The sequence below is a fragment of the Streptomyces sp. NPDC058663 genome, from assembly GCF_042716745.1.
Lineage (GTDB): Bacteria > Actinomycetota > Actinomycetes > Streptomycetales > Streptomycetaceae > Streptomyces.
Genome location: NZ_JBHXRV010000052.1, coordinates 1 through 22,517, shown reverse-complemented (window position 1 = coordinate 22,517; position 22,517 = coordinate 1). Strand labels below are relative to the sequence as shown.

General features: G+C 73.9%; 20 protein-coding genes. 9 read left to right on the top strand and 11 right to left on the bottom strand.

Going from position 1 to position 22,517, the window contains the following annotated elements; genetic code table 11:
• Positions 1 to 2 precede the first annotated feature (2 nt).
• Complete coding sequence (locus tag ACFWVV_RS30765; RefSeq protein WP_384345172.1) at positions 3 to 1,184, top strand: HEAT repeat domain-containing protein; 1,182 nt, start codon at positions 3 to 5, stop codon at positions 1,182 to 1,184.
• Between the two features lie 40 nt (positions 1,185 to 1,224).
• On the opposite strand, the gene ACFWVV_RS30760 is transcribed toward ACFWVV_RS30765, so the two are convergent.
• Positions 1,225 to 1,599 (bottom strand): VOC family protein, encoded by a 375-nt coding sequence (locus ACFWVV_RS30760; RefSeq protein WP_384345170.1) that lies wholly within the window; start codon positions 1,597 to 1,599, stop codon positions 1,225 to 1,227.
• A gap of 98 nt (positions 1,600 to 1,697) precedes the next feature.
• Entirely contained in the window at positions 1,698 to 2,240 is a 543-nt protein-coding gene (locus tag ACFWVV_RS30755; protein ID WP_384345167.1) for a sugar O-acetyltransferase, read from the bottom strand.
• Positions 2,241 to 2,365: 125 nt separating this feature from the next.
• Between ACFWVV_RS30755 and ACFWVV_RS30750 the strand changes: the two genes are divergently transcribed.
• Entirely contained in the window at positions 2,366 to 3,082 is a 717-nt protein-coding gene (locus ACFWVV_RS30750; protein ID WP_384345163.1) for a carbon-nitrogen hydrolase family protein, read from the top strand.
• Positions 3,083 to 3,166: 84 nt separating this feature from the next.
• Here ACFWVV_RS30750 and ACFWVV_RS30745 read toward each other — a convergent pair whose 3' ends face one another.
• The 5 genes from ACFWVV_RS30745 to ACFWVV_RS30725 form a co-directional block, all read right to left on the bottom strand.
• Positions 3,167 to 5,974 carry a LuxR C-terminal-related transcriptional regulator gene (locus ACFWVV_RS30745; RefSeq protein WP_384345160.1) on the bottom strand — a complete coding sequence of 936 codons (2,808 nt, stop codon included), beginning with the start codon at positions 5,972 to 5,974 and terminating at the stop codon, positions 3,167 to 3,169.
• A 198-nt stretch (positions 5,975 to 6,172) separates the two neighbouring features.
• A complete protein-coding gene (locus ACFWVV_RS30740; RefSeq protein WP_384345549.1) occupies positions 6,173 to 6,991 on the bottom strand; it encodes an alpha/beta hydrolase in 819 nt (272 codons plus the stop codon).
• A gap of 392 nt (positions 6,992 to 7,383) precedes the next feature.
• On the bottom strand, positions 7,384 to 7,710 hold the full coding sequence (locus tag ACFWVV_RS30735; protein ID WP_384345157.1) for a plasmid stabilization protein: 327 nt from the start codon (positions 7,708 to 7,710) through the stop codon (positions 7,384 to 7,386).
• 197 nt (positions 7,711 to 7,907) lie between these two features.
• Positions 7,908 to 8,156, bottom strand: coding sequence for a hypothetical protein (locus ACFWVV_RS30730; RefSeq protein ID WP_384345154.1), 249 nt, complete (start codon positions 8,154 to 8,156; stop codon positions 7,908 to 7,910).
• A gap of 96 nt (positions 8,157 to 8,252) precedes the next feature.
• The gene (locus ACFWVV_RS30725; protein WP_384345151.1) at positions 8,253 to 9,326 is read right to left on the bottom strand and encodes an NAD(P)/FAD-dependent oxidoreductase; all 1,074 of its coding nucleotides are present in this window, start codon (positions 9,324 to 9,326) and stop codon (positions 8,253 to 8,255) included.
• 192 nt (positions 9,327 to 9,518) lie between these two features.
• On the opposite strand from ACFWVV_RS30725, the gene ACFWVV_RS30720 reads away from it, so the two are divergent.
• Positions 9,519 to 10,418: a hypothetical protein gene (locus tag ACFWVV_RS30720; protein WP_384345148.1), complete on the top strand. Its 900-nt coding sequence runs from the start codon at positions 9,519 to 9,521 to the stop codon at positions 10,416 to 10,418.
• A 142-nt stretch (positions 10,419 to 10,560) separates the two neighbouring features.
• Here the strand turns inward: ACFWVV_RS30720 and ACFWVV_RS30715 are convergent, their stop codons facing one another.
• On the bottom strand, positions 10,561 to 11,724 hold the full coding sequence (locus tag ACFWVV_RS30715) for an alpha/beta hydrolase family protein (protein WP_384345145.1): 1,164 nt from the start codon (positions 11,722 to 11,724) through the stop codon (positions 10,561 to 10,563).
• Between the two features lie 120 nt (positions 11,725 to 11,844).
• Between ACFWVV_RS30715 and ACFWVV_RS30710 the strand changes: the two genes are divergently transcribed.
• From ACFWVV_RS30710 to ACFWVV_RS30700, 3 genes are all read left to right on the top strand, one after another.
• Positions 11,845 to 12,519 (top strand): GNAT family N-acetyltransferase, encoded by a 675-nt coding sequence (locus tag ACFWVV_RS30710; RefSeq protein WP_384345143.1) that lies wholly within the window; start codon positions 11,845 to 11,847, stop codon positions 12,517 to 12,519.
• Positions 12,516 to 13,388: a PaaX family transcriptional regulator C-terminal domain-containing protein gene (locus tag ACFWVV_RS30705; protein ID WP_384345140.1), complete on the top strand. Its 873-nt coding sequence runs from the start codon at positions 12,516 to 12,518 to the stop codon at positions 13,386 to 13,388. The genes ACFWVV_RS30710 and ACFWVV_RS30705 overlap by 4 nt, the downstream gene beginning before the upstream one ends.
• Before the next feature lie 261 nt (positions 13,389 to 13,649).
• The gene (locus ACFWVV_RS30700) at positions 13,650 to 14,459 is read left to right on the top strand and encodes a hypothetical protein (protein WP_384345137.1); all 810 of its coding nucleotides are present in this window, start codon (positions 13,650 to 13,652) and stop codon (positions 14,457 to 14,459) included.
• Between the two features lie 348 nt (positions 14,460 to 14,807).
• Here ACFWVV_RS30700 and ACFWVV_RS30695 read toward each other — a convergent pair whose 3' ends face one another.
• Positions 14,808 to 17,870: an acyltransferase family protein gene (locus tag ACFWVV_RS30695; RefSeq protein WP_384359075.1), complete on the bottom strand. Its 3,063-nt coding sequence runs from the start codon at positions 17,868 to 17,870 to the stop codon at positions 14,808 to 14,810.
• Between the two features lie 23 nt (positions 17,871 to 17,893).
• Positions 17,894 to 19,639 (bottom strand): glycosyltransferase family 2 protein, encoded by a 1,746-nt coding sequence (locus tag ACFWVV_RS30690; protein ID WP_384359073.1) that lies wholly within the window; start codon positions 19,637 to 19,639, stop codon positions 17,894 to 17,896.
• A gap of 395 nt (positions 19,640 to 20,034) precedes the next feature.
• Here ACFWVV_RS30690 and ACFWVV_RS30685 point away from each other — a divergent pair, with 395 nt between their 5' ends.
• Positions 20,035 to 20,841, top strand: a complete 807-nt coding sequence (locus ACFWVV_RS30685; RefSeq protein ID WP_384359071.1) for a hypothetical protein — start codon at positions 20,035 to 20,037, stop codon at positions 20,839 to 20,841.
• 166 nt (positions 20,842 to 21,007) lie between these two features.
• Here ACFWVV_RS30685 and ACFWVV_RS30680 read toward each other — a convergent pair whose 3' ends face one another.
• Complete coding sequence (locus ACFWVV_RS30680; RefSeq protein ID WP_384359069.1) at positions 21,008 to 21,319, bottom strand: DUF6401 family natural product biosynthesis protein; 312 nt, start codon at positions 21,317 to 21,319, stop codon at positions 21,008 to 21,010.
• A gap of 296 nt (positions 21,320 to 21,615) precedes the next feature.
• Between ACFWVV_RS30680 and ACFWVV_RS30675 the strand changes: the two genes are divergently transcribed.
• Together ACFWVV_RS30675 and ACFWVV_RS30670 are read left to right on the top strand one after the other, a co-directional pair.
• Positions 21,616 to 21,888 carry an SCO0607 family lipoprotein gene (locus tag ACFWVV_RS30675; RefSeq protein ID WP_384359077.1) on the top strand — a complete coding sequence of 91 codons (273 nt, stop codon included), beginning with the start codon at positions 21,616 to 21,618 and terminating at the stop codon, positions 21,886 to 21,888.
• Between the two features lie 207 nt (positions 21,889 to 22,095).
• On the top strand, positions 22,096 to 22,281 hold the full coding sequence (locus ACFWVV_RS30670; RefSeq protein WP_384359067.1) for a hypothetical protein: 186 nt from the start codon (positions 22,096 to 22,098) through the stop codon (positions 22,279 to 22,281).
• Positions 22,282 to 22,517: the final 236 nt, after the last annotated feature.

Below are 22,517 nucleotides of genomic sequence, written 5' to 3'. Positions count from 1 at the left end.
GCGTGCTGATCGGTGAGGTGGCGCGGAGGTCCGGGGTCAGCGCCCGCATGCTCAGGCACTACGAATCGCTCGGCCTGGTGCGCCCCTCGGGGCGTACAGGATCGGGCTACCGGGAGTACGCCGGGGAGGACATCCGGCGGATCTTCCACATCGAGAGCCTGCGGTCGCTGGGGCTCTCGCTGCGTGAGATCGGCCGCGCGCTCGACGATCCGGGCTTCGCGCCCTCGGAGCTCGTCGACGACCTCGTCCGGCGGACGCGCGCACGCATCGCGGCGGAGACCGAACTGCTCACGCGGTTGCGCCGGATCGACGCGACGGACCCGGCGGGCTGGCCGGACGTGCTCAAGGTCGTCGCGCTCCTCCAGGCGCTGGGGTCGGCGAGCGCGGACGCCCGCCAGCGCGCGGCGCTCACCTCGGGTTCGCCCGGCTCCACGGCCCTCGCCCCGCCCGCCACGGACTCCTCCGGCTCCCCGGGCTCCGCCGACTCGTCCGCCTCTTCCGACTTGTCCGACTCGTCCGCCTCCTCCGCCTCCTCCGCCTCCTCCGCCTCCTCCGCCTCGTCCGAATCGTCCGAATCGTCGGGCTCGTCCGGTTCCCCGGGTGCCGAGGCGCCGGTGGAGGCTCTCGTCGAGGCGGTTCTGCGCGAGAGCGAGCCGAACGTCGCCGGGGCTCTGCGCTGGGCACTGGCCCGGACCGGCGGCAACGGCCCCGCGCTGCTCGCGATGGGCCTGGGCTCACCGGACGCCGAGGTGCGGGAACGCGCGGTGCGGTCCCTCGCGGAAATGCCCGGCGGGGAGGCCGCCGGGCACCTGCGGGAGGCCCTCCACCACCCCGACGACGTGGTCCGCGGGCAGGCGGCCCTGGCACTCGGGTCGCGCGGTGCGACCCAGGCCGCCCCTGTGCTCGTCGACATGGTCGTGACCGGCCTGAACGACACCGATGCGGCCGACGCGCTGAGCGTGCTGGCGGGCGACGCCGCGACGGCCGAGCGGATCGCGGCCGGGCTCGTCGGCCGCCTCGTTCCCGGCACCGCGCACGCGGCGGCACGCGGCCGGCTCACCCAGGCACTGGCGGGCGTCCCGGGCACTCGGGCGTCGCGCGCACTCGCGGAACTGGCGCACGACGAGGACCGTGCCGTCGCACTGACTGCCACGTACCTCCTCCGCCTGCGCGAGGCAGAGTGAACGCGCCGGACTCAGCCGGCCCGGTGCCGCGGCGACGGGCTCAGTGGACGCAGAGGCAGAAGGGATGGCCCGCCGGGTCCGCGTAGACCCGCCAGTTGGCCTCCGGGCGGAGCTGGTCGGTCCGCTCCAGCACGGTCGCGCCGAGAGCGAGCGCCCGCTCCTCCTCCCCGTCGAGGTCGTCGACGTCGAAGTCCAGGTGGATCTGCTGCGGGTGCTGCTGGCCGGGCCACTCCGGCGGCCGGTAGCCGTCCACCCGCTGGCAGGCCAGCGGAGTCCCCTCGAAGCCGTGCACCTCGATCCAGTCGGGGTCCCCTTCGTCCCTGACCACCCGGCCGCCGAGCAGAGCCGCGTAGAACTCCGCGAGCTCCACCGCGTCGGCGCAGTCCAGGGCGACAGCCTGCAGCTTTCGAATCACTTCCGGCACTCCTCGCTTTCGGCCACCCCTCCGGGGCCCCGGAGGGAAGGTGATCGTAACCGCCACGGCACCTCCTCAGAAGGCCGCCGGGAGGGTCGTCACCACTGCCGGTGCACCGTGCCCTTGGCGCCGGTCACCAGGCTGGCCGCCGGTACGTCGTCGGCGACGACCGTGCCTGCGGCGATCACGGCGTCCCGGCCGATGGTGACGCCGGGCAGGATCGTGGCACCGGCCCCGATCCACACGTTCTCCGCCACGTCGATGGGCGCGCCGGTGAGGTACAGCCGCCGCTCCTCGGGATCCACGGGGTGACCGCCCGTGATGAAGGTGACCTTCGGGCCGACCATCACGCGCGGGCCGAGCCGGATGCCGGCGTAGTCCAGGAACGTGCAGTTCTGGTTGATGAACACGCGCTCGGAGAGTTCGAGGCGCAGGCCGTGGTCGGTGTAGAAGGGCGGGTAGATGGTGACCCGCGGCGGCAGCGGTCTGCCGAGGATCTGCCGGAAGAGCTCCCCCTTGCCCTCCTCGTCCTCGAAGGGCAGCACGTTCAGGCGGGAGGTGAGCTCGGTGACCCGCAGGACCCGTTCGGCCATGGCCTGGAACTCGGGGCTGTGGATGCGCATGAGGCGGTCGCTGGACATGCCCCGATCCTGTCAGCTCGGACGCGATGCCCGGGGGGACAGAGGAGCCAGGGGAGCCCCGGCGGGCTCCGGGGGCTCCGGGGGCAGCTGACGATGCCTTCGGCCCCGGTGGCAGGATCGCAGCCATGAAGATCGCAGCAGGCCAGTTCACCTGCGTACCGGCCGATGTAGCCGCCAACGTGCGGCAGATGACCGCACTTGCCGACGAAGCCCGCTCGCGCGGTGCGGAGTTGGTGGTGTTCCCCGAGCTCGCCGTGACCGGGTACGAGCTGGACACCGTACGCGCCGACCCGGGGCTGTGGACGCATGCAGACGATCCCCGCCTGGACCCGCTCCGCAGTGCGGGCCTGGCCACCGTCGTCAACTGTGTGGCCGCCACCGACGGCCCGCGGCCCGCCATCGAGACCCTGGTCTTCGGCCCCGGCGGCGAGCTGGTCACGACGTACCGGAAACAGCACCTGTTCGAGCACGAGCAGGACGGCTTCACGGCGGGGCGGCGCGACGGGCGGTTCGTACTCGGCGGTGTGCGTTTCGCGCTCGCCACCTGCTACGACAACCACTTCCCCGACTTGACCGGCCGCGGCGCCGCCGACGGCTGCCAGGTGCACCTGGCCAGCTCGCTGTACGGGACGGGCGGCGGGGCCGGTGAACTCGCCACCGTCTACCCCGGTATCGCCGAGCGCTCCGGCATGTACGTCGCAGTGGCCAACCACGTCGGCCCGGCGGGCCCGTGGACAGGATGCGGCCGCTCCGCGGTGTGGGCACCGGGCGGCGCCCTCCTGGCGGAGGGCGACACGGAGAGCACCATGCTCGTGGTCGCGGAGGCCGGGGGAGGGGAGTGAGGCAGGGGTGAGGCCGGGCGGTCCGGCCGGGCGCGGTGCGTCAGCTGTCAGTCGGCGGTCCGGCCGGAAGGCGTGCGTCGGGCGTCAGCGCTCCAGCACCCTGGCGAGTTCGGTCCGGGACCGCACGCCAAGTACCGCGAAGACATTGCGCAGATGGTGGTCCACCGTCCGCGGGCTCACCGAGAGCCGCAGCGCCACCTCGCGGTTGGTGGCCCCCTCCGCCACGTACCGGGCGATCCGGTGCTGCTGCGGAGTCAGTACGGAGTGCGGCGTCCGCCCGTCCGCCGGGCCGTCGCCGCAGGCTTCGCCCGCCGCGCGCAGTTCGCCGACTGCCCGCTCCGCCCAGCTCCGGGCGGAGCACCGCTCGAAGGCGACCAGGGCGTCCCGCAGCGGACCGCGTGCCTCCCGGGTGCGGCGGCGCCGCCGCAGCCACTGGCCGTACAGCAGCTGGGTGCGGGCGCGTTCGAAGTCGCCGCCCGCCCTGTCGTGATGGGCCAGGGCCTCCCCGTACCGCTCGGCCGCCTCCGTCAACGGCGCCAACAGGGCCTGGCAGCGAGCAAGTTGGGCCGGGGCCTGCGGATCGGCTGTGCGCTCGGTCCAGCGGGCGAACTCCGCGACGGCCGCCCACACACCGGCCGCCGGCACACCGGCCGCCGACACACCGTTCGCCGACGTGCCGTCCGCTGCCGCGTCCGCGCGGCCGGAGAGCACGGCCGCCTCGACGTAGCAGGGCACGGCGAGCATCCGGGCGGCGAAGTGGCCGCGGCGCGGCCCCGGAAGCACCAGCGGGGCGAGGCGGGCGGCGGCCTCGGCGCACCGGCCGCGGGCCAGTTCACCCCGGGCGACCGCCCAGGTGGCGAGGGTGGCGGCCTGGACGAGACCGTGCGGTCCCGAGGCGGCCAGCGCGGCGTCGGCATGGGCGGCGCAGACGGCCGGGTCGCCCTCCGCCGACGCGACGAGGGCCAGGACGGCGTGCAGATGCGCGCCGGTATTGGGCTGTCCGGTACGACGGGCCGCCTGGAGCCCCTCCCGCGCGTGCGCCCGGGCCCTGGCGTGTCGCCCGGCCCGCAGCTCGGCGTACGCCAACTGCTCCAGCGTCCTCGGCAGGAGCACCTCGGGTCCCCGGGTCCGTACGGCGGCCAACGCCCTGGCACCGGCCCGGCAGGCCGTCTCGACCTCGCCGAGCACCAGCGCGGCCACCACCGCGCGCAGCAGCTCCGCGGGGTCCCGCGCGCCGTCCGCCCGGTCGAGACAGCGGCGCAGCTGTGTGTGCCCCTCGGCGGTGCGCCCGCTCAGGACCGCGCACATCCCGGCCCGGTACCCGGCGACCGCCGGGTACCACCCGGCCGCAGGGCCGGGCGGCGGGAGGGGGACGCGGTGCATGGCGTCCAGGTAGGCCGGGGCGTCCCCCGTCATCCAGGCCGCCTCGGCCGCGCCGAGCACCGCCTCCCAGGCGCCGCGCGGATCCTTGGGGGCGAGCAGCGCGGCCGCGCCGAGCAGGGCCTCGCCCGCGTCGGCGGCGGGACCGTCGCGCAGGTCCAGCAGACCGCGCACGCGCTGCGCCGCACCGGGGCCCGGTTGCGGGCCCAGCCGTGCCAGCAGGGAGCGGGCCCGGCCGGTGTCACCGGCGAGGCGCGCCTGTTCGGCGGCCTGCGCATACCGTACGGCGCCCAGTGCGCCGTCCGTGGAGAGCGCGGCGGCACGGGCGAGCGCGGCCGACCGTTCGGGGTGCGGGCGCGGGGCGGCCGCGTGCGCCGCCAGCTGCCCGGCGAGCGCGGCATCGGGGCCGGGAGCCGCACAGGCCCGCTGGACGAGGTGGGGCAGCGGAGGTGCCCCCGGCCCCGCGAGCAGCCCGGCGAGCAGCTGGTGCGCCGCACGGCGGTGGGCCGGGGAGGCGCGGTGCAGCACCGCCCGGCGCAGCAGCGGATGACGGAAGTGCACCCGCTCCCCGGCCCGCTGCAGTGCGCCCGCGCTCGCACCGGGCTCCAGCAGCACCCGTTCCACCAGGGCGGGATCCAGCCCGGCGCGCTCGCCCGCGCGCAGCAGCAGCGCCACATCCGACCCCGCGCCCTCGGGCTCGTGCTCCGCCGCCGCGGCCGCCAGCAGGAGCAGCGTCCAGGTCTGCGAGGGCAGCTCGCCCAGCAGCGCGGTGTGCGCGGCCAGGACGGATTCACCGCCCGGCAGCGGATCGGGCAGGGCGGTGCGCCCGGCCAGCTGACCGGGGGTCAGGCGTGCGGTGAGACCGGTGAGCAGCCGTGGATTGCCCGCCGCCGCGCGCAGCAGTTCGGCCCGTACCCACGGGGCCACGCCCGTTCCCTCGGTGAGGCGGTCCAGGAGTGCCGCGGCCGCCGCCTCGTCGAGCGGGCCCGGCCGCAGGGACGGCAGTCCGGCGAAGCCCGACTCGTCGGCGGTGCTGATCACCACGGCGGCCCGGCTGTCCGCACCGAGCCGCCGGGCCGCGAAGCCGAGCGCGGTGCGGGACGCCGTGTCCCAGAGGTGGGCGTCGTCCACGCAGAGCAACACGGGCCGCCCACGGCCCAGTTCGCGCAGCAAGCCGAGCAGTGCGCCGGGGGCGGAGCCGGACCGCGGCACCCGGTCGGCCGGCAGCGGCGGCCCCGGCGCGGAACAGAGCAGGGCGTGCAGCCCGCTGTGCGGGACGTCCCGCTCGGCGGGCTCCGCGGTGGCGTACAGCAGCTGTGCGTGCGGGTGGGCGGCATGCGCGGCGGCGGCCCGCCCGAGGAGTGACGTACGGCCGAGACCGGGCGGTGCGCACACCACGAGCGCACCGCCGTGCCCGTGCCGAAGTCTCGCCGACAGTGCGTCCAGGGCGGCGATTTCTCCGTTGCGGCCGTACAGGACGGGAGGGTCGTGCACGAGGGTGGAGGGCGTCACACCGCCACGTTACTTCCGCGTAAACAACCGCGGAAGACTTGCGTCCGCCTGCCCGGCGAGGGACGGGGCTGCGTCCCAACGCCGGACGGTCCCGGCTGTGCGGGGGCACAGTTCCGGGACCGGGCGGGGCGGGGGAGGGGATGGAGCGGCCCTCCCCCGCTGGCGACTCACCAGCGTGGCACAGCGGGGGATGGGGAGTCAGGAACTGTGCGGGCAGTTCCCCCGGTACTCGGCGATCGTCGTGCTCGGCCGCGGCAACGGGCAGAGGAACTGCTCGTAGCGGACGTCGTTGTCGATGAACCGCTTCAGCCAGGACAGGCTGTACTTGGCGATCGTGGTGTTGGAGGTGTTCGGAGTGAAGTGCGAGGCGCCGCGCAACTCCAGGTACGCCTTGTCCAGGGAGCCCGGCAGTGACTGGTAGAAGGGCTCCGAGTGTGTCGCCACGGGGGCGACCGAGTCACCGTCCGCGCCGACGAGCAGGGTGGGGGTGCGCAGTTCCGGCCAGGTCTTGTCGGTGTTCCAGCCGGTCAGCGGGATCGCCGCCTTCAGCGAGGGACGGCTCTTGGCCGCCTCGAGGGATCCGCCGCCGCCCATGGAGTGGCCCATCACCCCGAGCCGGGACGCGTCCACCCGGCTGCGGACCGTGCTGCGGGTGGTCAAGTAGTCCAGGGCTGCGAGGAGTTGACGGCCCCGGCTGTCGGGCTGGTCGACTGTCGAGTTGGTGTCGATGGTGAAGACGACGAAGCCCTGCGAGGCGAGGCGCGGTCCGAGCCAGGAGATGCTGGACTGGGTGGCGGTGAAGCCCGGCGAGACGGCGATCGCGCCGAAGGTGCCGTCGGCGGTGGACGTCGGGTAATAGATGGTGCCGCCCCCGAACCCGCTGACGCTCAGCGAGGACACGGAGGTCTGCGAGGTGGCGTACGAGCCGCGACTCGCCTCGATGCTCGACGTGGTGGGTGCCGGGCCCCGCTCGTAGGGGTTGTCGGCTGCCTGTGCGCCGGGAAGCGACGCCGCCATGAGGCCGACGGTGGCGAACGCGGCGGTGCACACGCCCCGGAAGGTGCGGGACGAGACGGTACGGGAGCGGCTCGGGGGCGTGCGTCGGGGGCGCGGGGAGCCGGCGCCGGAGAGAAGGTGCAGCACGAGGGGGGTCCTCTCGTCGTGGCCGCACCACGCGGGCGGGGATCCGGGGCCCGTCGTCGCCAGGGGCCCCGGGATGCCGCGTGGATACCGCCGCTGTTCGTTGGCGAGGGCCACTCTCCGGGGTTGCCCCTGTGCCACACATCGGCGATATCACCGGCGCTCGGCGCGCGCCGCCCCTCACGGCCGCGCAGGCTCCGGCTTCCGGGTCCCTGAATACCGGGCCCCTGCTTCCCAGGCCCCTGCTCCCCGTCCCCGGCTGCCGGGGGTCACCGCCCGAGTGCCTTGGCCAGCTCCGCCTTGTTCATCGAGGAACGGCCTTCGACCCCGCGCTTCTTGGCCTCCGCGTACAGCTGGTCCTTGGTCGGACCCTGGGCGCCGCTGTGCGAGCGTTCGCCGCCGCGCTGCGGGGCGGACTTCTTGTCCTGGGTGGAGGTTTTGCTCGCGGTCCTGGATTCGCCGGCGCGGGCCCGCTCCTTGTTCACGGTACGGGCCGCGATCTCCTTGGCCCGCTTCTCGGAGCGGCCGCGCTCCTCCTGGCTCTCCTTGATGTGCTCGTACTGACGTTCGCGCTTCGCGTTCGAGCCTCGCGGCATGACGTACTCCCTATGAAATCGAGTGTTCGAGTGACCGAGTGGGCGCGGGCGGGGCACTTCGGTTTCCTGCGGGGAACCGGGTACCCGCTGTCCGGAGTTCTCCACCTGTCCCGGGACGTACGACTCCACCTGCCCCGGGGCGTACGAGTGGGGTCCACCGAACCAGTCGGGGACCCCACTCGCGCGCTGTGCCGACGTCAGCCGTTGAACCGCTTGTCGGCGTCGTCGCGTGCCTGACGGGCGCGCTCCTGACCCTGCTCCTGGGCCTGACGCCCGCGCTCCTGGGCCTGCCGACCGCGCTCCTTGCCCTGCTCCTGGGCCTGGCGGCCGCGCTCCTCGCCCTGCTGGCCGCGCTCCCGCGCGTTGCCCTTCGCGCTGTCCATCGCCTTCTCGGCCTGGCCCTTGAGCTCCTGCGCCTTGTCCTTGAACTGGTCGGAAATGCCCATCAGGATTCACTCCTAGAGAGGTGTGGGGGAGGGCCGGGAACGGATGTCCCGAAGCCCAGATCAGGCTCACACGGTCCCGTTGCCCGCGCATTTCGATCAGTCACGCTCCGTGACATCACTCCCGAACGCCCTGCGGTCAGGTGCCTGTGCAGGTGTGCGGGCAGCGGCGTCGGTGAGCCGGGCGGCGACGAGGGCCGCCTCCGTGTCGGCGGTGGCCAGGTCGGCGTTGATGCGCGCACCGGCCAGGGCGCCCGCCGCGGCCGACGCCCCGACCTGGGCGGCCAGGTCGGTGGCATTGCCCGCCACCCACACCCCGGGTACGTCGGTGACGCCGGCCAGGCCGGAGGCGAAACCGTTGCCCATGCCGCCGGGCAGTCCCTCCCTCGGCAGCCGCAGCCCTTCAAGACCCTCGGTGCGGGCCCGCAGGACGGTGGCGACCGCCAGGACGCGGCGGGCCACGGTGCTGCCGTCGCTCAGGCGGACTCCGGCGAGCGCGCCGTCCGCGTCCTCGACGACCGCTTCGACCGGGGTGTCGACGACGCGGATGCCGCGGGCGGCGAAACGCGCGCGGGTCTCCTCGTCCAGCTCCGTGCCGCGGACGAAGTAGACCAGGTCCTCGGTCAACTGACGGAACAGCAGCGCGTGGTGGACCGAGGCCTGGTTGACCGCGAGGATGCCGATGGGCTCGTCGCGCACCTCCCAGCCGTGGCAGTACGGGCAGTGCACCACGCTGTGCCCCCAGTGCTCCGCCAGCCCGGGAACCCTGGGCAGTTCGTCACGCAGGCCGGTGGCCACGAGCAGGCGGCGCGCCGTCAGGGTGCGGCCGTCGGCCAGGGTGACGGTGAAGCGCGGGTCGCCCTCGGCCGTGGGGGCCGCCGGTTCGGCCGACACCACCTCTCCGCCGACGAGCACGCCACCGTAGCGGCGGACCTCCTCCCGGCCCCGCTCGTACAGCTCGGCGGGCGGGGTGCCGTCCAGCCCGAGCAGGCCGTGCACGCCCTCGGCGGGGGCGTTGCGGGGGGTGCCGCTGTCGATCACGACGACGGAGCGGCGGGAGCGGGCGAGCATCAGCGCACCGTTCAGGCCCGCGGCGCCGCCGCCGATCACCACGGCGTCGAGGGCCGGCTCGGGCAGGGTGCCGGCCGGGGGCGCGGCAGTCGTCACAGACATGTCCTCACACCTTTCTCTCGGTTCCCGGGCCCGCCCGGTGGCGCGGCCCTCTGCGTACGAACGTAACTCCATATTGCGCCCTCAGCATGAAGCCTTGCGCATAACGCAAGGCGGGATCTCCTGCCGCAAGTCCCGGGCACTCGGGTCCAACGGTCCGTACGTCCCGTGCGGCCCGTCACTAACGTGGGAAACATGGATCAACAGCGCATTCTGGACCTCGACCGTGAGCAGCTCTCCGCGCTCCGCGGCGCCGCTCTGACCAGGGCGGTGGCCGCCGCCGAAGGCCGGACGATGATCGCCGAGGTCTTCGCCGAGCGGGCCGCGCTCTCGCCGCACCCCGACGGGCGCGGCGTGCACAACGCCGAGCTGATGGCCGCGTTCGGCGCGGACATCGTCATCCTCAACCTGATCGAGCGGGCCTGGGACGGCGAGCGGCTCACGCTCCCCGGCCTCGGCACGTTCCGTTCGTTCGCCGACCTGGCCGCCACGATCGGCCGCCCGGTCGGGGTGAACCTGGAGCCGGGCGACGTGCCGGAGATCCGGCGGGCCGCCCCCGAGCACGCGAAGCGGCTCGTCGACATGGGCGCCGCACTGCTGTGCATCACTGCCAACCCGGGGACCGGCGGTTCGTACGACGCGATGGCGCGCGTCACCGAGCAGGTGCGGGCGGGAGTGGGCGCGGACGCGGCCGTGTGGTCGGGGAAGATGCACCACGCGGGGCACCCGGAGCGGGTCACCACCGCCCGGCTGACCGCGCTGGTCGACGCGGGCGCGGACGGCGTCGTGATGCCGCTGCCGGGCACGCTGCCCGGCGTGACCAGGGAACTGGCGGCCGAGGCGGTCGCGGCGGTGCAGGACGCCGGGGCCGTCGTCATGGGTGCGATCGGCACCAGCCAGGAGGGTGCGCACGTCAACGTGGTGCCGCAACTCGCCCTGAACGCGAAGGAGGCGGGCTTCGACGCGCACCACTTCGGTGACTCGTACATCCCCGGCATGTGCGATCCGGAGGTCATGTACGCCTACTCGGTGGCGATCCGCGGCCGCCGGCACACCTGGAACAGGATGGCTCTCTCGGGGCGCCGGGCCCGCTGACCTGCTCGGCCGCCCTGGCTCAACCGCCCCCGGCTGACCCGCTCGGCCGGCCCTGGCCCCACGGCCCCCGCTGCCCCGTTCAGCCTCTCTGGCCTCACTGTCCCCCTCGGTCGCCCTGGCCCCACCGTCGCCGCTGACCCCTTCAGTCGCCCTGGCGCCTGTCCCCACCGTCTTCGCCGAGGTCGCGCAGGAAGCCCTCCTGGCCGGCCAGGAAACCGTCGGCGAACAGCGCGCGCGGGGCGAAGAGCGCGGTGAGCGCGGTGCGGGCCGGCGACTCCTCCACGGAGCGCTTCAGCAGCGCGTGGGTGCCGTCCGGGTGGTGCGTGACCCGCAGGGCTCCGCCCGCCGCCAGCGCCGCGCGGTAGCCCCGCTCGGTGTCGGCGGTGTCCACGTGGAGGTCGTGCCCCGCGAGGACCAGCAGTACCGGAATGCCCCGCAGGGCGGGGAGGTCCCGGGTGGCGTCGGCGGTGTAGTTCCTGGTGATGAAGCCCCAGCGGGCGGCCGTCATGCCGTCCGGGGCGCCCGGCACGGTCCTCACGTACTCCTCGAAGGACGCGCCGCGCCGCAGCAGCCGCCGGGTGGCGTCGCTCCTGGCGGTCTCCGCGTCCGTCCTGGCCCGCGACGCACCCTCGGCGCGCAGTTGGGCGAGCAGGTGGTGACGTCCCTGCCGGAGCCAGTTGACCGCGGGCGAGACCGCGACGACGAACGCCACCGGAGTCCTGGCGGCGACCTTCGGCAGGACCCAGCCGGCCTGGCTGGCACCCCAGAGCCCGATCCGGTCGCCGTCGATGTCCGGGCGGGCGCGTGCCCAGGCGACGGCGGCGGACACCTCCGCGGCCCGGTCGTCCATGGACTGCCCGAGCCAGTCGCCGGGAGCGCCGTCGACACCGGGCTTGTCCCAGGACAGGGACGCGTAACCGGCCCTGGCGTGTGCTTCCCACAGGGGTTTGTAGCCGTCGTCGTGCGTGGCGTTCACGGGACCGTCGCCGTGCACGTACACGACCAGGCCGTGCCGGCGGCGGTCGTCCCGGGGGGTGGTCAGAACGCCGTGGAGGGTGCGCCCGCCGTGACGTATCGCGACCCGCTGCTCGTGCATGTCGTACGCGTGCTGGTGAAGCACCACGCCGACGAGAGCGGCGGCCACCAGCACCACCGCGACGAGCGACCACGCGGCGACACGTAAGGCCCGCCGACGGGGCCGGGGCCGGGAGCGCGGCCCGGTCCCGGCCGCGGTCTTTTTCGCGTGCGGGACCGGGGTCGCGTCCGGGGCCGCGTGCGGGGTCGGGGCCGGGGTCGGGGGTGTCATGGGATCGGACCACCTTTCGTCGGGGCTCGGGCCGAAGGACACGGAAACTATCACTCTCGCTACGATCGTGCTCGAAGTGATAGTTTGGTGGAAGGCGTCGACGCGTGGAAGGGGCACGGCATGGAGCAGGACACGAGGCACGCCCGTACCGACGACGGGGCGGTGACGGTACGGCGGGGGATTCCGGCCGGTGCCGAACGGCGGGCGGCCGAGCTGTACTGGGGCGCCTTCGGCCGCAAACTCGGCCCCGCCCTGAACCCCCCGGACAAGGCGGTGCCCTTCATCGCCGCCCACCTGAACGCGGACCGCGGGATCTGCGCGCTCCTCGACGGACAGCTCGTCGGCCTGGCCGGTTACCAGGTCGACGGCCGGTCCCTCACCGGGGGTTCGGCCGCCGCCGTCCTGCGCGAGTACGGTCACCTGCGCGGACTGCCCCGCCTCCTGCTCCTCGCCCTGTTCGAACGCCGCCCCGCCGCCGGGCAGCTCGTCATGGACGGCATCGCCGTGGATCCGGACCTGCGCGGCAGGGGCGTCGGCAGCCTGCTCCTCGCTGAAGTGGCCGCCGTCGCGGCGGAGCAGGGCTGCCGGGAGATCCGGCTGGACGTGATCGACACCAACCCGCGCGCCAAGGCCCTCTACGAGCGCCGCGGCTTCACGGCCGTACGCACCGAACGCACGCCCTATCTGCGCGGCCTGCTGGGGTTCGGCGCGGTGACCACCATGCGCCGCCCCGTCGAAGCCGGCACGCGGGCCGGTGCCCGGCCCAGGACCCAGGGAGAACCCCGTACCTCATGAGCGACCACATCGAGATCCCCACCCGGCTGCTCGTCCACTCACTGATCCGCGAGGACGGCACGGTCAGCGCGGACGAGCTCTACTCCGTCGCCGCGACCCTGGGCATGAGCGACCAGCAGGTACGGCTGTGCGTCAAACGCCTCGTGGCCGAGCACCGGTTCACCCATGAGGGCCGCGGCCGCAAGGCCCTGCTGCACGCCACCGAGGACACCACGCACGCGCTGGCCCCCCAGGCCGACTTCCTGCGGTACGCGTTCCAGCAGGACGCCGGGCTCGCCCCCTGGGACGGCGTGTGGCACCTGGCCGCCTTCGCGGTCCCCGAGGCGTCCCGCACCTCGCGCGACGCCCTGCGCGAGAAACTCCTGCACCTCGGCGGCGCCCCGCTCCAGGGCGGGCTGTACGTCTGCGCCAACGCGTGGGAACCGTACGTCGAGGACGCGGCCCGGCGCCTGGACGCCCACGCCACCCTCACCCTCCTCACCACCACGGACCTGCGCCGGGGCGACACCACGGACCCGGCCGGACTCGCCCGCCGGCTCTGGCCCCTGGAGGAGATCGCCGAGCGCTACCACCGGCTCGCCCGCCTCGCCGGCCCCCGCCTGGACCGGCTCACCGGGCCGGGGGAACTCTCCCCGGCCGCGCTGCTCACCCTCGCGGTCGAGCTGGCGGCGGAACTGTCCCGGGCCATGGAACCCGACCCGCTGCTGCCGCCCGAGCTGCTGCCCCGGCCCTGGCCCGGCAGCGAAGCCAGGCACCTCGTCGCCCGCTGCTGGGCGGCCCTGTACGCACGCGATCACGGAGAGGACCGCCCGGCGCTGTTCCGCCTCTACGCCGACATCACCCGCGAAGCGGCAGCACGCCACGAGTGAGTCCGTCCCCTCCGGGCCGGTCGGGCCACCAGTGGGGTCTTCCGGTCCGAGCCGGTCGGGCCATGAGTGAGGCCGTCCGCTCCGAGCCGGTCGGGCCATGAGTGAGTCCGTCCGCTCCGAGCCGGTCGGGCCACCAGTGGGCGTCCGGTGGTGTGACCTTGTCGGGCCCGTTCGCGTTGGACCTCACGTACCACGCGCACCACACCACCAGCCGGTGGGCACCCCAGTGCTGCGGTGGCCAGGAACAGTGAGGAAACCCCCGTGCACGTGCCCCGACCGCCCCTGCCCGCTCGGCCCCTGCACCGCAGGCTGCTCTTCGCCGCGCTCGGCGTGGGCGCCGCTTCGCTGGCCGCCGTAGGCGTCCTCGCAGTCACCGGGCCCTCGGAGGGCCCCCGCCCCGTCACCACCGAGGAGGCCGAACAGCTCGCCGCCGCCCGGTTCGGCCTCCACGAGCAGAGCCCGCTGGAGGTCGAGGCCCAGGCGCCCATGGGCAACGGCACCGTAACGGTGCGCGCCCTGGTCGACTACCGCACCCACCGCGCGGTCGGCACCTACACCGCGGCCGGCGCCAAGGGTCTGCTGGCCTGGGACGCCTCCGGGCTGGCCGTCGCCAAGGGGAACGCCGCCTCGGCCTCGGAGGCCGTCACGGCTGCCGGGAAGCTGAACTCGCGTGCCTGGTCCCCCCGCGCCTACAAGACCGATCCGCTGGACACCGTGCTGCGCATCACCATGGCCCTGGGCGCCGACCGACCCGACAACCCCCAACTCCTCGCCGAGCAGGGCGCGATGAGCCTCGGCGAGGAGCAGTGGCGGGGGGCCGCGTACAGCCTCTACTCGGGGCCCCGTCCGGCCGCGGGACCCGCTGCGAAGCGGGGCGCCCCGGCCGCGCCGTCCGCCAGTGCCCCCACCGGCCGCTCACCCCTGACGTACTGGGTCGGGCAGCGCAGCGACCTGCGCCGGGTGGTCATCCAGCCCGCCGGGGGCACCACCCCGTTCCACATCGACTTCGGACGCACCACGAAGACCAAGCTCCCCGACAGCCCATGGCCCAAGGCCCCCACCAAGCCGTAGGCAACCACTGGTACGGCACCGCCAGCCCTCTCGGGCGCCGGGTACCGCCCCACCTCCTACCCCCCCCGCCCCCTTGGGCGGCGGGGCCGCCCCCCCACCCCCTCCCCCCCCCAGCCCACTTGGGCGGCGGGGCCGCCCCCCGGGGGCGGAACGGGCGGGCAAGGGGGCGGCCCCCGGCGGAGCCGAACACCGCACCCCCGCCGCGCCCAGCCCACCCCCGCCCACCCCCGCTCCGCCCCCGTCATGCACGTGGCTCGACCCCTGTTGCATGACCCCCATGAGCCCTCTGCGCCCCCGGAGGAGGCCGCAGCCGCGGTCCCCTCCGGGGGCTCCGTCACGTCAGTGCGCTCACGGCACTCGGTTGCGCCCCGCCGCACCCTCCCGGGCCGACACGGTGACGTGGTCGATCCGCATCGGATGGCCCGGTTCGGTGGCCGGTCCGGGTGAACCGCCGGCCTGGCGCGGGAGTTCGCCGCCGATGGCCACGTTGAGGATCAGGAAGAGACCGTGGTCCACGGCCCGCTTCCACGTCCCGGGATCCATCCGCTTCGCGGCCACCCGGTGGTACACCCGGCCGTCCAGGTACCAGCGCACCTCCTCGGCGCCCGGGGAACGGTCGATCTCCACGGCGTACGAGTGGAACGCCGCGCGGCAGCCGGGGCACGACTGCGGGGCCGAGCTCAGCCCCACCGGCTCCCGGCAGGGGCCGCCCGCCAGGACACCGCAGTGCATGGTGCCGAAGACGGTGTCGCGCCCGTTGACGGACTCCATGACGTCCAGCTCGCCGATGCCGGGCCAGCCGGTGTACCCGTCGCGCAGCGGCGCTCCCAGGGTCCAGAACGCCGGCCAGTAGCCCGCCGCCTTCGCACCCGTCACGTTGGGCAGGGCGATCGACGCCTCGATCCGCAGGGTGCCGCCGGGCGGCGCGGCGAAGTCGGAGCGCCTCGTCTCGATGCGGCCCGAGCTCCAGCGGCCGTTCTTCCTGGTCGGGACGATCTCCAACGCCCCCTTGCCGTCGAGCCTGACGTTGTCGGTGGAGTCGGTCATGGTCTCGATCTCACCGGTGCCCCACTGCGGGGCCGGGCAGCCGGGATAGCAGGTGCCGACGTCGTGGAGCCAGGTCGCGGGGGACGGCGGGCCGCCCGCGGGGCCTTCGAAGTCGTCACGCATCAGCCGCGTCCAGCCGCCGGGCCCCGGCCTGCCGGCTCCTTGCCCCGGCCCCTTCCCCGAGGGACTCCCGGTCGCGTCGGCGGCGGGCAGCGCGCCCGTCTCCGTCAGCAAACGCTCCAGCCGCTCCGTCAGGACGACGGCCGCCGCGTTCGTCAGGTGCGCGTCGTCCCGGTAGAGCAGTACCCGGTCCCGCACCACGGGGCAGGTCGGCCCGTCACCCGGGCACAGCACCCGGTTCACCCCGATGCTCCGCACGCCGGCCAGCGCACCGGAGGCGATCCGCCGGGCCAGCGGGTCGGGCCGCAGGGCCTCCTCGCGGCCGAACGCGCAGGCCCCGGGCGCCTCCAGGTGTCCGGAGAGGCAGGCGGGGACGTCCGTACCGGGCACGGGAGTGTCCTCGATGTAGACGATCGGGGCCCCCAGCGCCCGCAGCGGACGCAGGGTCTTCTCCCAGCCCTCGGCCAGCAGCTTCTGGTCGTCGGTGTACCGGTTGAGCGAGGAGATCACGATCAGGCGCGGCTTCGGCTGCTGCCGCAGCCGCTCCAGGGTGCCGGCGCGCCAGGTGTCGCACTCCCGGTAGGCGCGGCCGAGCTGCGGGCTGCGCACCGTGAGCTGCGGCAGCGGGCAGCCCTGCTTCACCAGCTCCTGGAGCGCCCAGCCCCGCTCGGCGGCCAGGCCCAGGAGCGGCGAGAACCACTGCCCGGCGTGCGAGTCGCCGAGCAGTACGATCCGGTCCGGACTCGTCACGGCGCCGAACAGACAGGCGGGACTGCGGGTCGCGGCCGGGGCCACCTGGCACTCCCCGTCCGGCGGGAAGTCCTTGCGGGCCTGGGCAGGGGACGGCATCACCGGGCCGTCCGCGAGGGGCACGCCGGGCTGACGTACGAGAAGGTCCGGCCCCGAGGCCGCGCCCGCGGGCAGGCCCTTCGGGTCCACCGGCCGGTCGGGCCCGAGCAGGTGCAGCGTCGCGGTGCCGACCACCAGGGCCAGCGCGACCGGCAGCACGATCGCCGTGACGCCCACCGAGAGTCCGCGCCTGGCGTGCGCCGAGACCGTACGGCTGCGGCGCAGCGGCTGCTCCACCCACCGCATCGTGGCGAGCGCGGGCAGTACGGCGGCCAGCGTCAGCGCGGACTTCGCGGGCCAGCCCAGCGACCCGAGCCTCGCCTCGGCGAGCACCAGCACCGGCCAGTGCCACAGATACAGGGTGTAGGACAGCCTGCCCACCGCACGGGGAGCCCGCAGCGCCAGCAACCGCCCTACGCCGTAGGCACCTTGGACGCTCCGCTCGCCCCGCCCCGGTATCGCGGCCAGGATGACGGCGGCGGTGCCCAGCGTCGGTAGGAGCGCGGCGAAGCCGGGATACGGCGTCGAGCCGTCGTACGTCACGACGCACCAGACGATGGCCGCGGCCCCGGCCCACCCGCACAGCAGCCGCAGCGGCCGGGGCCCGCGCATCAGGTGCCAGGGCAGCAGCGCGAGCAGCGCCCCGATCCCGAACTGCCAGACCCGTGAGGGAGTTCCGAGGTACGCGAGCGACGCCGAGCCCTGCGTCCAGTGCAGGGACAGTACGAACGACCCGATGACCAGCGGCACCACGACCAGGGCCACAGTGGCACGCACCGCACGCCCCCTGCGCACCGCCCGTGCCACGCACAGCACGGCGACCGCCAGCAGCGGCGCCCAGCAGAGGTAGAACTGCTCCTCGACCGCGAGCGACCAGAAGTGCAGCAGCGGACTCTGGTCGTGCCCGGCGGCCAGGTAGTCGGTCTGCTGGGAGACGAACCGCCAGTTGGCGAGGGACAGCGCCGCCGCGACGACGTCGTACTCCAGCTCCGTACGCCGCAGCGGTACGGTCAGCCAGGCGCCGACGGCCGCCACCGCGACCAGCACCACGGCGGCGGACGGCAGCAGCCGCCGGGCCCGCCGCGAGAAGAAGTCGCCGAGCCGGATGCGTCCCGTGGTGATCGCCTCGCGCACCAGGAGACCGGTGATCAGGTAGCCGGAGATGACGAAGAAGACGTCCACGCCGACGAAACCGCCCTGTGTGAAGGGAATTTCGGCGTGGAAGGCGAGGACCGCGAGGACGGCGACGGCGCGCAGCCCTTCGATGTCGGGGCGGAAGGCGGAGCGGTGCGGACTGGGCCCCGACTCGGTGTTCCCCGGTTTCCCGGGGGCCCCGGGGGGAGCGGAGTCGTGCCGGTGGGACTGCCGTTGGCCGGGGGCCACGGGGGACGACATGGGAGGAAAGCCTTTCAGGTCCATCAACTCAGCCAGGGGAGCATCGGGTTGACCCAGCCGGACGCCAGCAGGCCGGTGAGCAGCAGCAGGGCGGTGGCGGCCAGGGTCTCGGGCCAGCGGCGCGGCAGCATGGCGGCACGCGAGAGCAGCAGCGGCCGGACACGCGGAACGAGCCCCCGCACCCCGGTGACAGCGGGTGTCCCGACGCCGGCATCGGCAGGGCCGTCCCCGGTGCGCCGCGCGGCGGCCGGGCGGAGTTCCAGGACGAGGTGCCGCATCAGCGGCACGTTGATCTGGCACTGCACAGCCACGTACAGCAGCAGCCCCCAGCTGGGCTCCCAGCCGTTGCGGGTCACGACCAGCAGCAGGCCGGCGACGGCTGCCGCGTGGGACAGCAGCAGCCAGCCCAGCGAGACGGCCACCACCCGGCGGGCCATCCCGCCCGAGGTCCCCGCGCTCCGGGCGCCGGTGGGCACCCAGGCGGCGCTGCGGCCGCGCAGCGTGTGCACGAACGCCACCGCGGCGGCCACGCTGGTCAGGACGTTCGCCCGGATCACCTCCACCCGCCAGCGGGTGCGGCTGACCCGGGGGAGCAGCACGTGCCACAGCCACAGCGGGGCGAGCAGCGGCAGCACGTGCCAGGGCCGTACGTCGTCCGGGTACCAGAACATCATCACCAGCGGCGGCAGCGGTGCCACGAAGGTGTTCACCGCCGTGGCCAGGTACCCGACGATGCCCTCGGCGAAGCACAGCCGCATCCGCCAGGGCGCGCCCATCCGCTTCAGCACGGGGGTGCTCAGCAGGTGGAGGTTGCCCATCGCCCACCGGTACTGCTGGTTGACGAAGGAGGTGACGGTCTCGGGCGAGGTGCCCTTGGCGACGAGCACCGGGACGTACAGCGTCCGGAACCCCTGGGCGTGCAGGGCGAGTCCGGTGTACAGGTCCTCGCTGTGGTCGAGCCGGGCGAAGCCGCCGGCCAGGTCGAGGGCGCTGCGTCGGTAGACGGCGTTGCTGCCGCAGCAGATGGCGGCGTCGCTCACGTCCCTGGACGGCTGGATCCAGCGGAAGAACCACTCCTGGGCCGAGCCGGCCGCCCGCTCGATCCAGCTCATGGACTCGTCCGTGTCGAACCACTGCGGGCTCTGCACGATGCCGACGGAGGGGTCGGCGAGATAGGGGACGAGGTGACGCAGGAAGTCCGGCCGGGGAGCGAAGTCCGCATCCAGGATCGCGACGGCCTCGGCGCTGCTCAGCGTCAGCGCGTGGTTGAGGTTGCCGGCCTTCTTCAGGTGCCCGCGGTCGGGCCGTACGACGTACTCGAAGCGGTACGAGGCGGCCAGCGCGGCCACCTCGGGACGGTCGGCGTCGTCCAGGACCCAGACGGTCAGCTCGCCCGACCAGTCCAGGGCGGAGACCGCCCGGTAGGCGTTGGCCAGTACGTCGAGCGGCTCGCCGCAGGTGGGCAAGTAGAGGTCCACGGAGGGTGGTTGGGCGGGCTGCCAGGCGTGGACGAGGAGTTCGTGCGAGCGCCGGGTGAGCCGGCGCGGGCGCAGGCTGTTGACGCAGGAAAGGCCGAGCGCCACCACGTTGAGGCCGAGCACGGCCAGGAAGGCCCACAGGGCCGGGGTGCGCAGGGCGAAGGTGAACATGGTCGCCGCCGTGAACACGAAGGCGAGCGAGGAGCTGACGAGGACCCAGCGGTGCTGCGGCCCGAAGTACCAGTAGAGCTCTTCGTCGGAAGGAGGTTGCGGTAGGTGATGCACGGTCATAAAGCCCCCCACGGCTGTGTATGTGCCCGTATCGGATGGTCACCCTACCGCCAAAGGTATAGACCAATTGTTGCGACAAGGCCAACACAGCGAATCGGACACGGAATTGGCGGAACTCAATTGGTCCAGACCTCTGAGCCGTTCCCATCCGACAGGCCCCGCCTCCGGGACGGGGGAGGGGAGAACCACGCCGGGGTGAACACTGCGGTAACACTCGCCGGGAGCGGGTCACCGCCGAGGAGGGGCGGCGGGGCGGAGAGGTGCGCGGGGCCGTTCGGCCCGCCTCCGGGCCCGGCATTCACCCGAACGGCCCCGGTGGGGAGCTCCCCGCAGGTGGTGGCCTCGGGACGCTGATAGGCACGAGGCAGAAGATCGCGTCGACGAAAGGTCCGATCGTGCTCTCACCCCATGAGGACACCGCACTCGCGGTGGAATTCCAGCAGGGCATCTCCGATGCCTGGTCCAAGGTCGCCCAGTTCGTCCCGAAGCTCGCGGGCTTCCTGGTCATTCTGCTGGTCGGCTGGTTCGTGTCGAAGATGATCGCCAAGGTGCTCGACAAGGTCCTGCGCAAGGTGGGCTTCGAGCGGCTCAGCGAGCGGGCAGGATCCGCCCGGATCTTCGACAACTCCAAGTACGACGCGACGTCCCTGGTCTGCAAGGTCGTCTACTACGCACTGCTGCTGGTCACGCTCCAGCTGGCCTTCGGGGTGTTCGGCCCCAACCCGGTCAGCGGCATGATCGACGGCATCGTCGCCTGGCTGCCGCGGGCGCTCGTCGCCATGGTGCTGGTCGTCGTGGCCATGGCCATCGCCAATGCCGTACGCGGCATCGTCTCCGGCGTGCTGTCGGCGGCCTCGTACGGGCCGATGGTCGCCCGTATCGTCTGGGCGGTCATCGTGGCCCTGGGCGTGATCGCCGCGCTCGGCCAGGTCGGCATCGCCACCACCGTGACCCAGCCCGTGCTGATCGCCGCACTGGCCGCCGTCGCGGGCATTCTCATCGTCGGTGTCGGCGGTGCGATGATCCAGCCGATGCGCGGCCGCATCGAGCGCATGATGGACTCGGCCGAGAGCGAGGCGGGCCGGATGCGCGGGCAGCAGGCGCCGGCCAGGGGCAAGCGCGAGGGTGCGTACCAGGCGGGCAGGGAGGATGCCCTGCGCCACCAGCCGGTGGTGGATCCGGAGCGGGTCGACCCCATGTGACCTGACGTTCCGCTTCTCCTCGAGTCCTCGCCGCACGGTCGCCGAGTCCTCGTCGAGCCGGAGCACACCGACCCGGTCCGCACCCTGCGTGCGGGCCGGGTCGGTGCCGTCGGGGCCGCCCCGGCGGCGGGGTGCGGGCCGGGGGGCCAGGAGCGCGGCGCCCGGGTCAGCGACGCGGTGCCAGGAACTGGTGCCTCTTGGTGAGCCAGCTCAGCGCAGTGAGGCGGCACACCGCGTAGTCGTACCCCACGGGCTCGCGCCACCCGGTTTCGGCGAGCGCGTCCAGGAAGCCGAGCGCGTAGTCGGCGAGGGCGTCGCGCGGCGGCGCGGGCGGTTCCAGGCCCGCATCGCGCACGCCGAGACGCCAGCGGATCTCCGCCACGTGCTGGTCGACCGCGGCGGCGAAGCCGGGCTCGAAGGCGAACTCGGCGAACCGCCGGTCGAAGTCGGCGCAGACCGCCGTCAGAACACAGGGCATGAACTGACGCTAAGCGACCAAAACGGTGGTTCTGCCATGCGAAGCCCTTTCTGCGACGAATCTCACGCGGTGCGACGACACCCCGGGGAGGGCTCCCGACGGAGGTGGCTGCGCGGCTCCAGGTACCCGTACTCGTACCCGTGCGCGTGATCGCGGCGCGGCGTTCTGGGCAGGCTGGGAGAGCAGACCCGGTACCAGCCACTACCCACTACCCACGGGGAGCCACCGTGCGCCAGCCCTTCCGCGTCAGCCGACCCCGCACTGCCGGCCCGTCCCGCCGCTCTCTCCGCCGCCGGATGCCGCTCTGGGCGACGGGGGCGGCGGCCGTCGCGTTCGCCGCCACCGGGTGCTCCATGCAGGACGCGGTCTGCGGCGGCGGCGAGTACCCGGTGCTCAACGTGGGGTCGACGGGCAGCACCTGCGTCAAGGACGGCCAGGAACCGCCCGAGGGCTACACCCGCTACCCCGAGGGCAAGGTGCCCCGGCACGTGGACGACGAGTGGTACAAGTACTGGCAGACCCGCACCGTCGACAAGAACGGCAGGATCGTCGACGTGCCGAGGAGCTGACAGCCCGCGCGCGGTGTCGGCCCGGCGGGCGATCCGCAGCGGGGACGCGCCCCGGGGTCCGCCGACGGCCCGCCCTTCCATGATTCAATTCGCCGCGTCTGGGCAGACGTGTCTCACAGGGGCACAAGGCCCCCAGCTGTGTCCGTGTGTGACAGCCCGCACCAGTGACGACGTCAGCGGTTGGCGTCAGCGGTTTTGGGAGGACGTATGCACGATCTTGGATTCGTCTGCCTCGTGGAGCGGCTGGAGGCCCAGGCCGAGGAGGCCCGGAGCGCACAGGTGGCGCGGCGGCTGCTCGGTACCCCCCGGCTGCCCCACGTGGTCACGCTCGCCGGAGCACTCACGGTGGCCCTCGTCGGCATCAGGATGGCCCGCGCTTCCCGCCACGCCTGACAGGCACACCCCCCGGGCGCAACAGGCAGACCCCCGGGTTCGAGAGGTACATCCCCGGGCTCGACAGGCCCTTCCCCCCGACGCCGCGGCCGACCTGCTCCTCGACCACCGCCGCGCCTGGACGGGCAGCGGGAAGTGGCTGCCGAGGCGCCTGCTCCAGGTCGTCGAAGGAGACCCTGGGGTCGCTGTCGGAGATCTCTATGACGAGGGCCCCCGACGGCAGCCCGTGCCGGGTG

Coding starts and splice junctions, on each gene's coding strand:
- ACFWVV_RS30755 (WP_384345167.1), bottom strand. CDS start 2,240: ATGTCCAGCGACCGCCTCATGCGCATCCACAGCCCCGAGTTCCAGGCC.
- ACFWVV_RS30750 (WP_384345163.1), top strand. CDS start 2,366: ATGAAGATCGCAGCAGGCCAGTTCACCTGCGTACCGGCCGATGTAGCC.
- ACFWVV_RS30740 (WP_384345549.1), bottom strand. CDS start 6,991: ATGGCGGCGTCGCTTCCCGGCGCACAGGCAGCCGACAACCCCTACGAG.
- ACFWVV_RS30735 (WP_384345157.1), bottom strand. CDS start 7,710: ATGCCGCGAGGCTCGAACGCGAAGCGCGAACGTCAGTACGAGCACATC.
- ACFWVV_RS30730 (WP_384345154.1), bottom strand. CDS start 8,156: ATGGGCATTTCCGACCAGTTCAAGGACAAGGCGCAGGAGCTCAAGGGC.
- ACFWVV_RS30725 (WP_384345151.1), bottom strand. CDS start 9,326: ATGTCTGTGACGACTGCCGCGCCCCCGGCCGGCACCCTGCCCGAGCCG.
- ACFWVV_RS30720 (WP_384345148.1), top strand. CDS start 9,519: ATGGATCAACAGCGCATTCTGGACCTCGACCGTGAGCAGCTCTCCGCG.
- ACFWVV_RS30715 (WP_384345145.1), bottom strand. CDS start 11,724: ATGACACCCCCGACCCCGGCCCCGACCCCGCACGCGGCCCCGGACGCG.
- ACFWVV_RS30710 (WP_384345143.1), top strand. CDS start 11,845: ATGGAGCAGGACACGAGGCACGCCCGTACCGACGACGGGGCGGTGACG.
- ACFWVV_RS30705 (WP_384345140.1), top strand. CDS start 12,516: ATGAGCGACCACATCGAGATCCCCACCCGGCTGCTCGTCCACTCACTG.
- ACFWVV_RS30695 (WP_384359075.1), bottom strand. CDS start 17,870: ATGTCGTCCCCCGTGGCCCCCGGCCAACGGCAGTCCCACCGGCACGAC.
- ACFWVV_RS30690 (WP_384359073.1), bottom strand. CDS start 19,639: ATGACCGTGCATCACCTACCGCAACCTCCTTCCGACGAAGAGCTCTAC.
- ACFWVV_RS30680 (WP_384359069.1), bottom strand. CDS start 21,319: ATGCCCTGTGTTCTGACGGCGGTCTGCGCCGACTTCGACCGGCGGTTC.
- ACFWVV_RS30675 (WP_384359077.1), top strand. CDS start 21,616: ATGCCGCTCTGGGCGACGGGGGCGGCGGCCGTCGCGTTCGCCGCCACC.
- ACFWVV_RS30670 (WP_384359067.1), top strand. CDS start 22,096: ATGCACGATCTTGGATTCGTCTGCCTCGTGGAGCGGCTGGAGGCCCAG.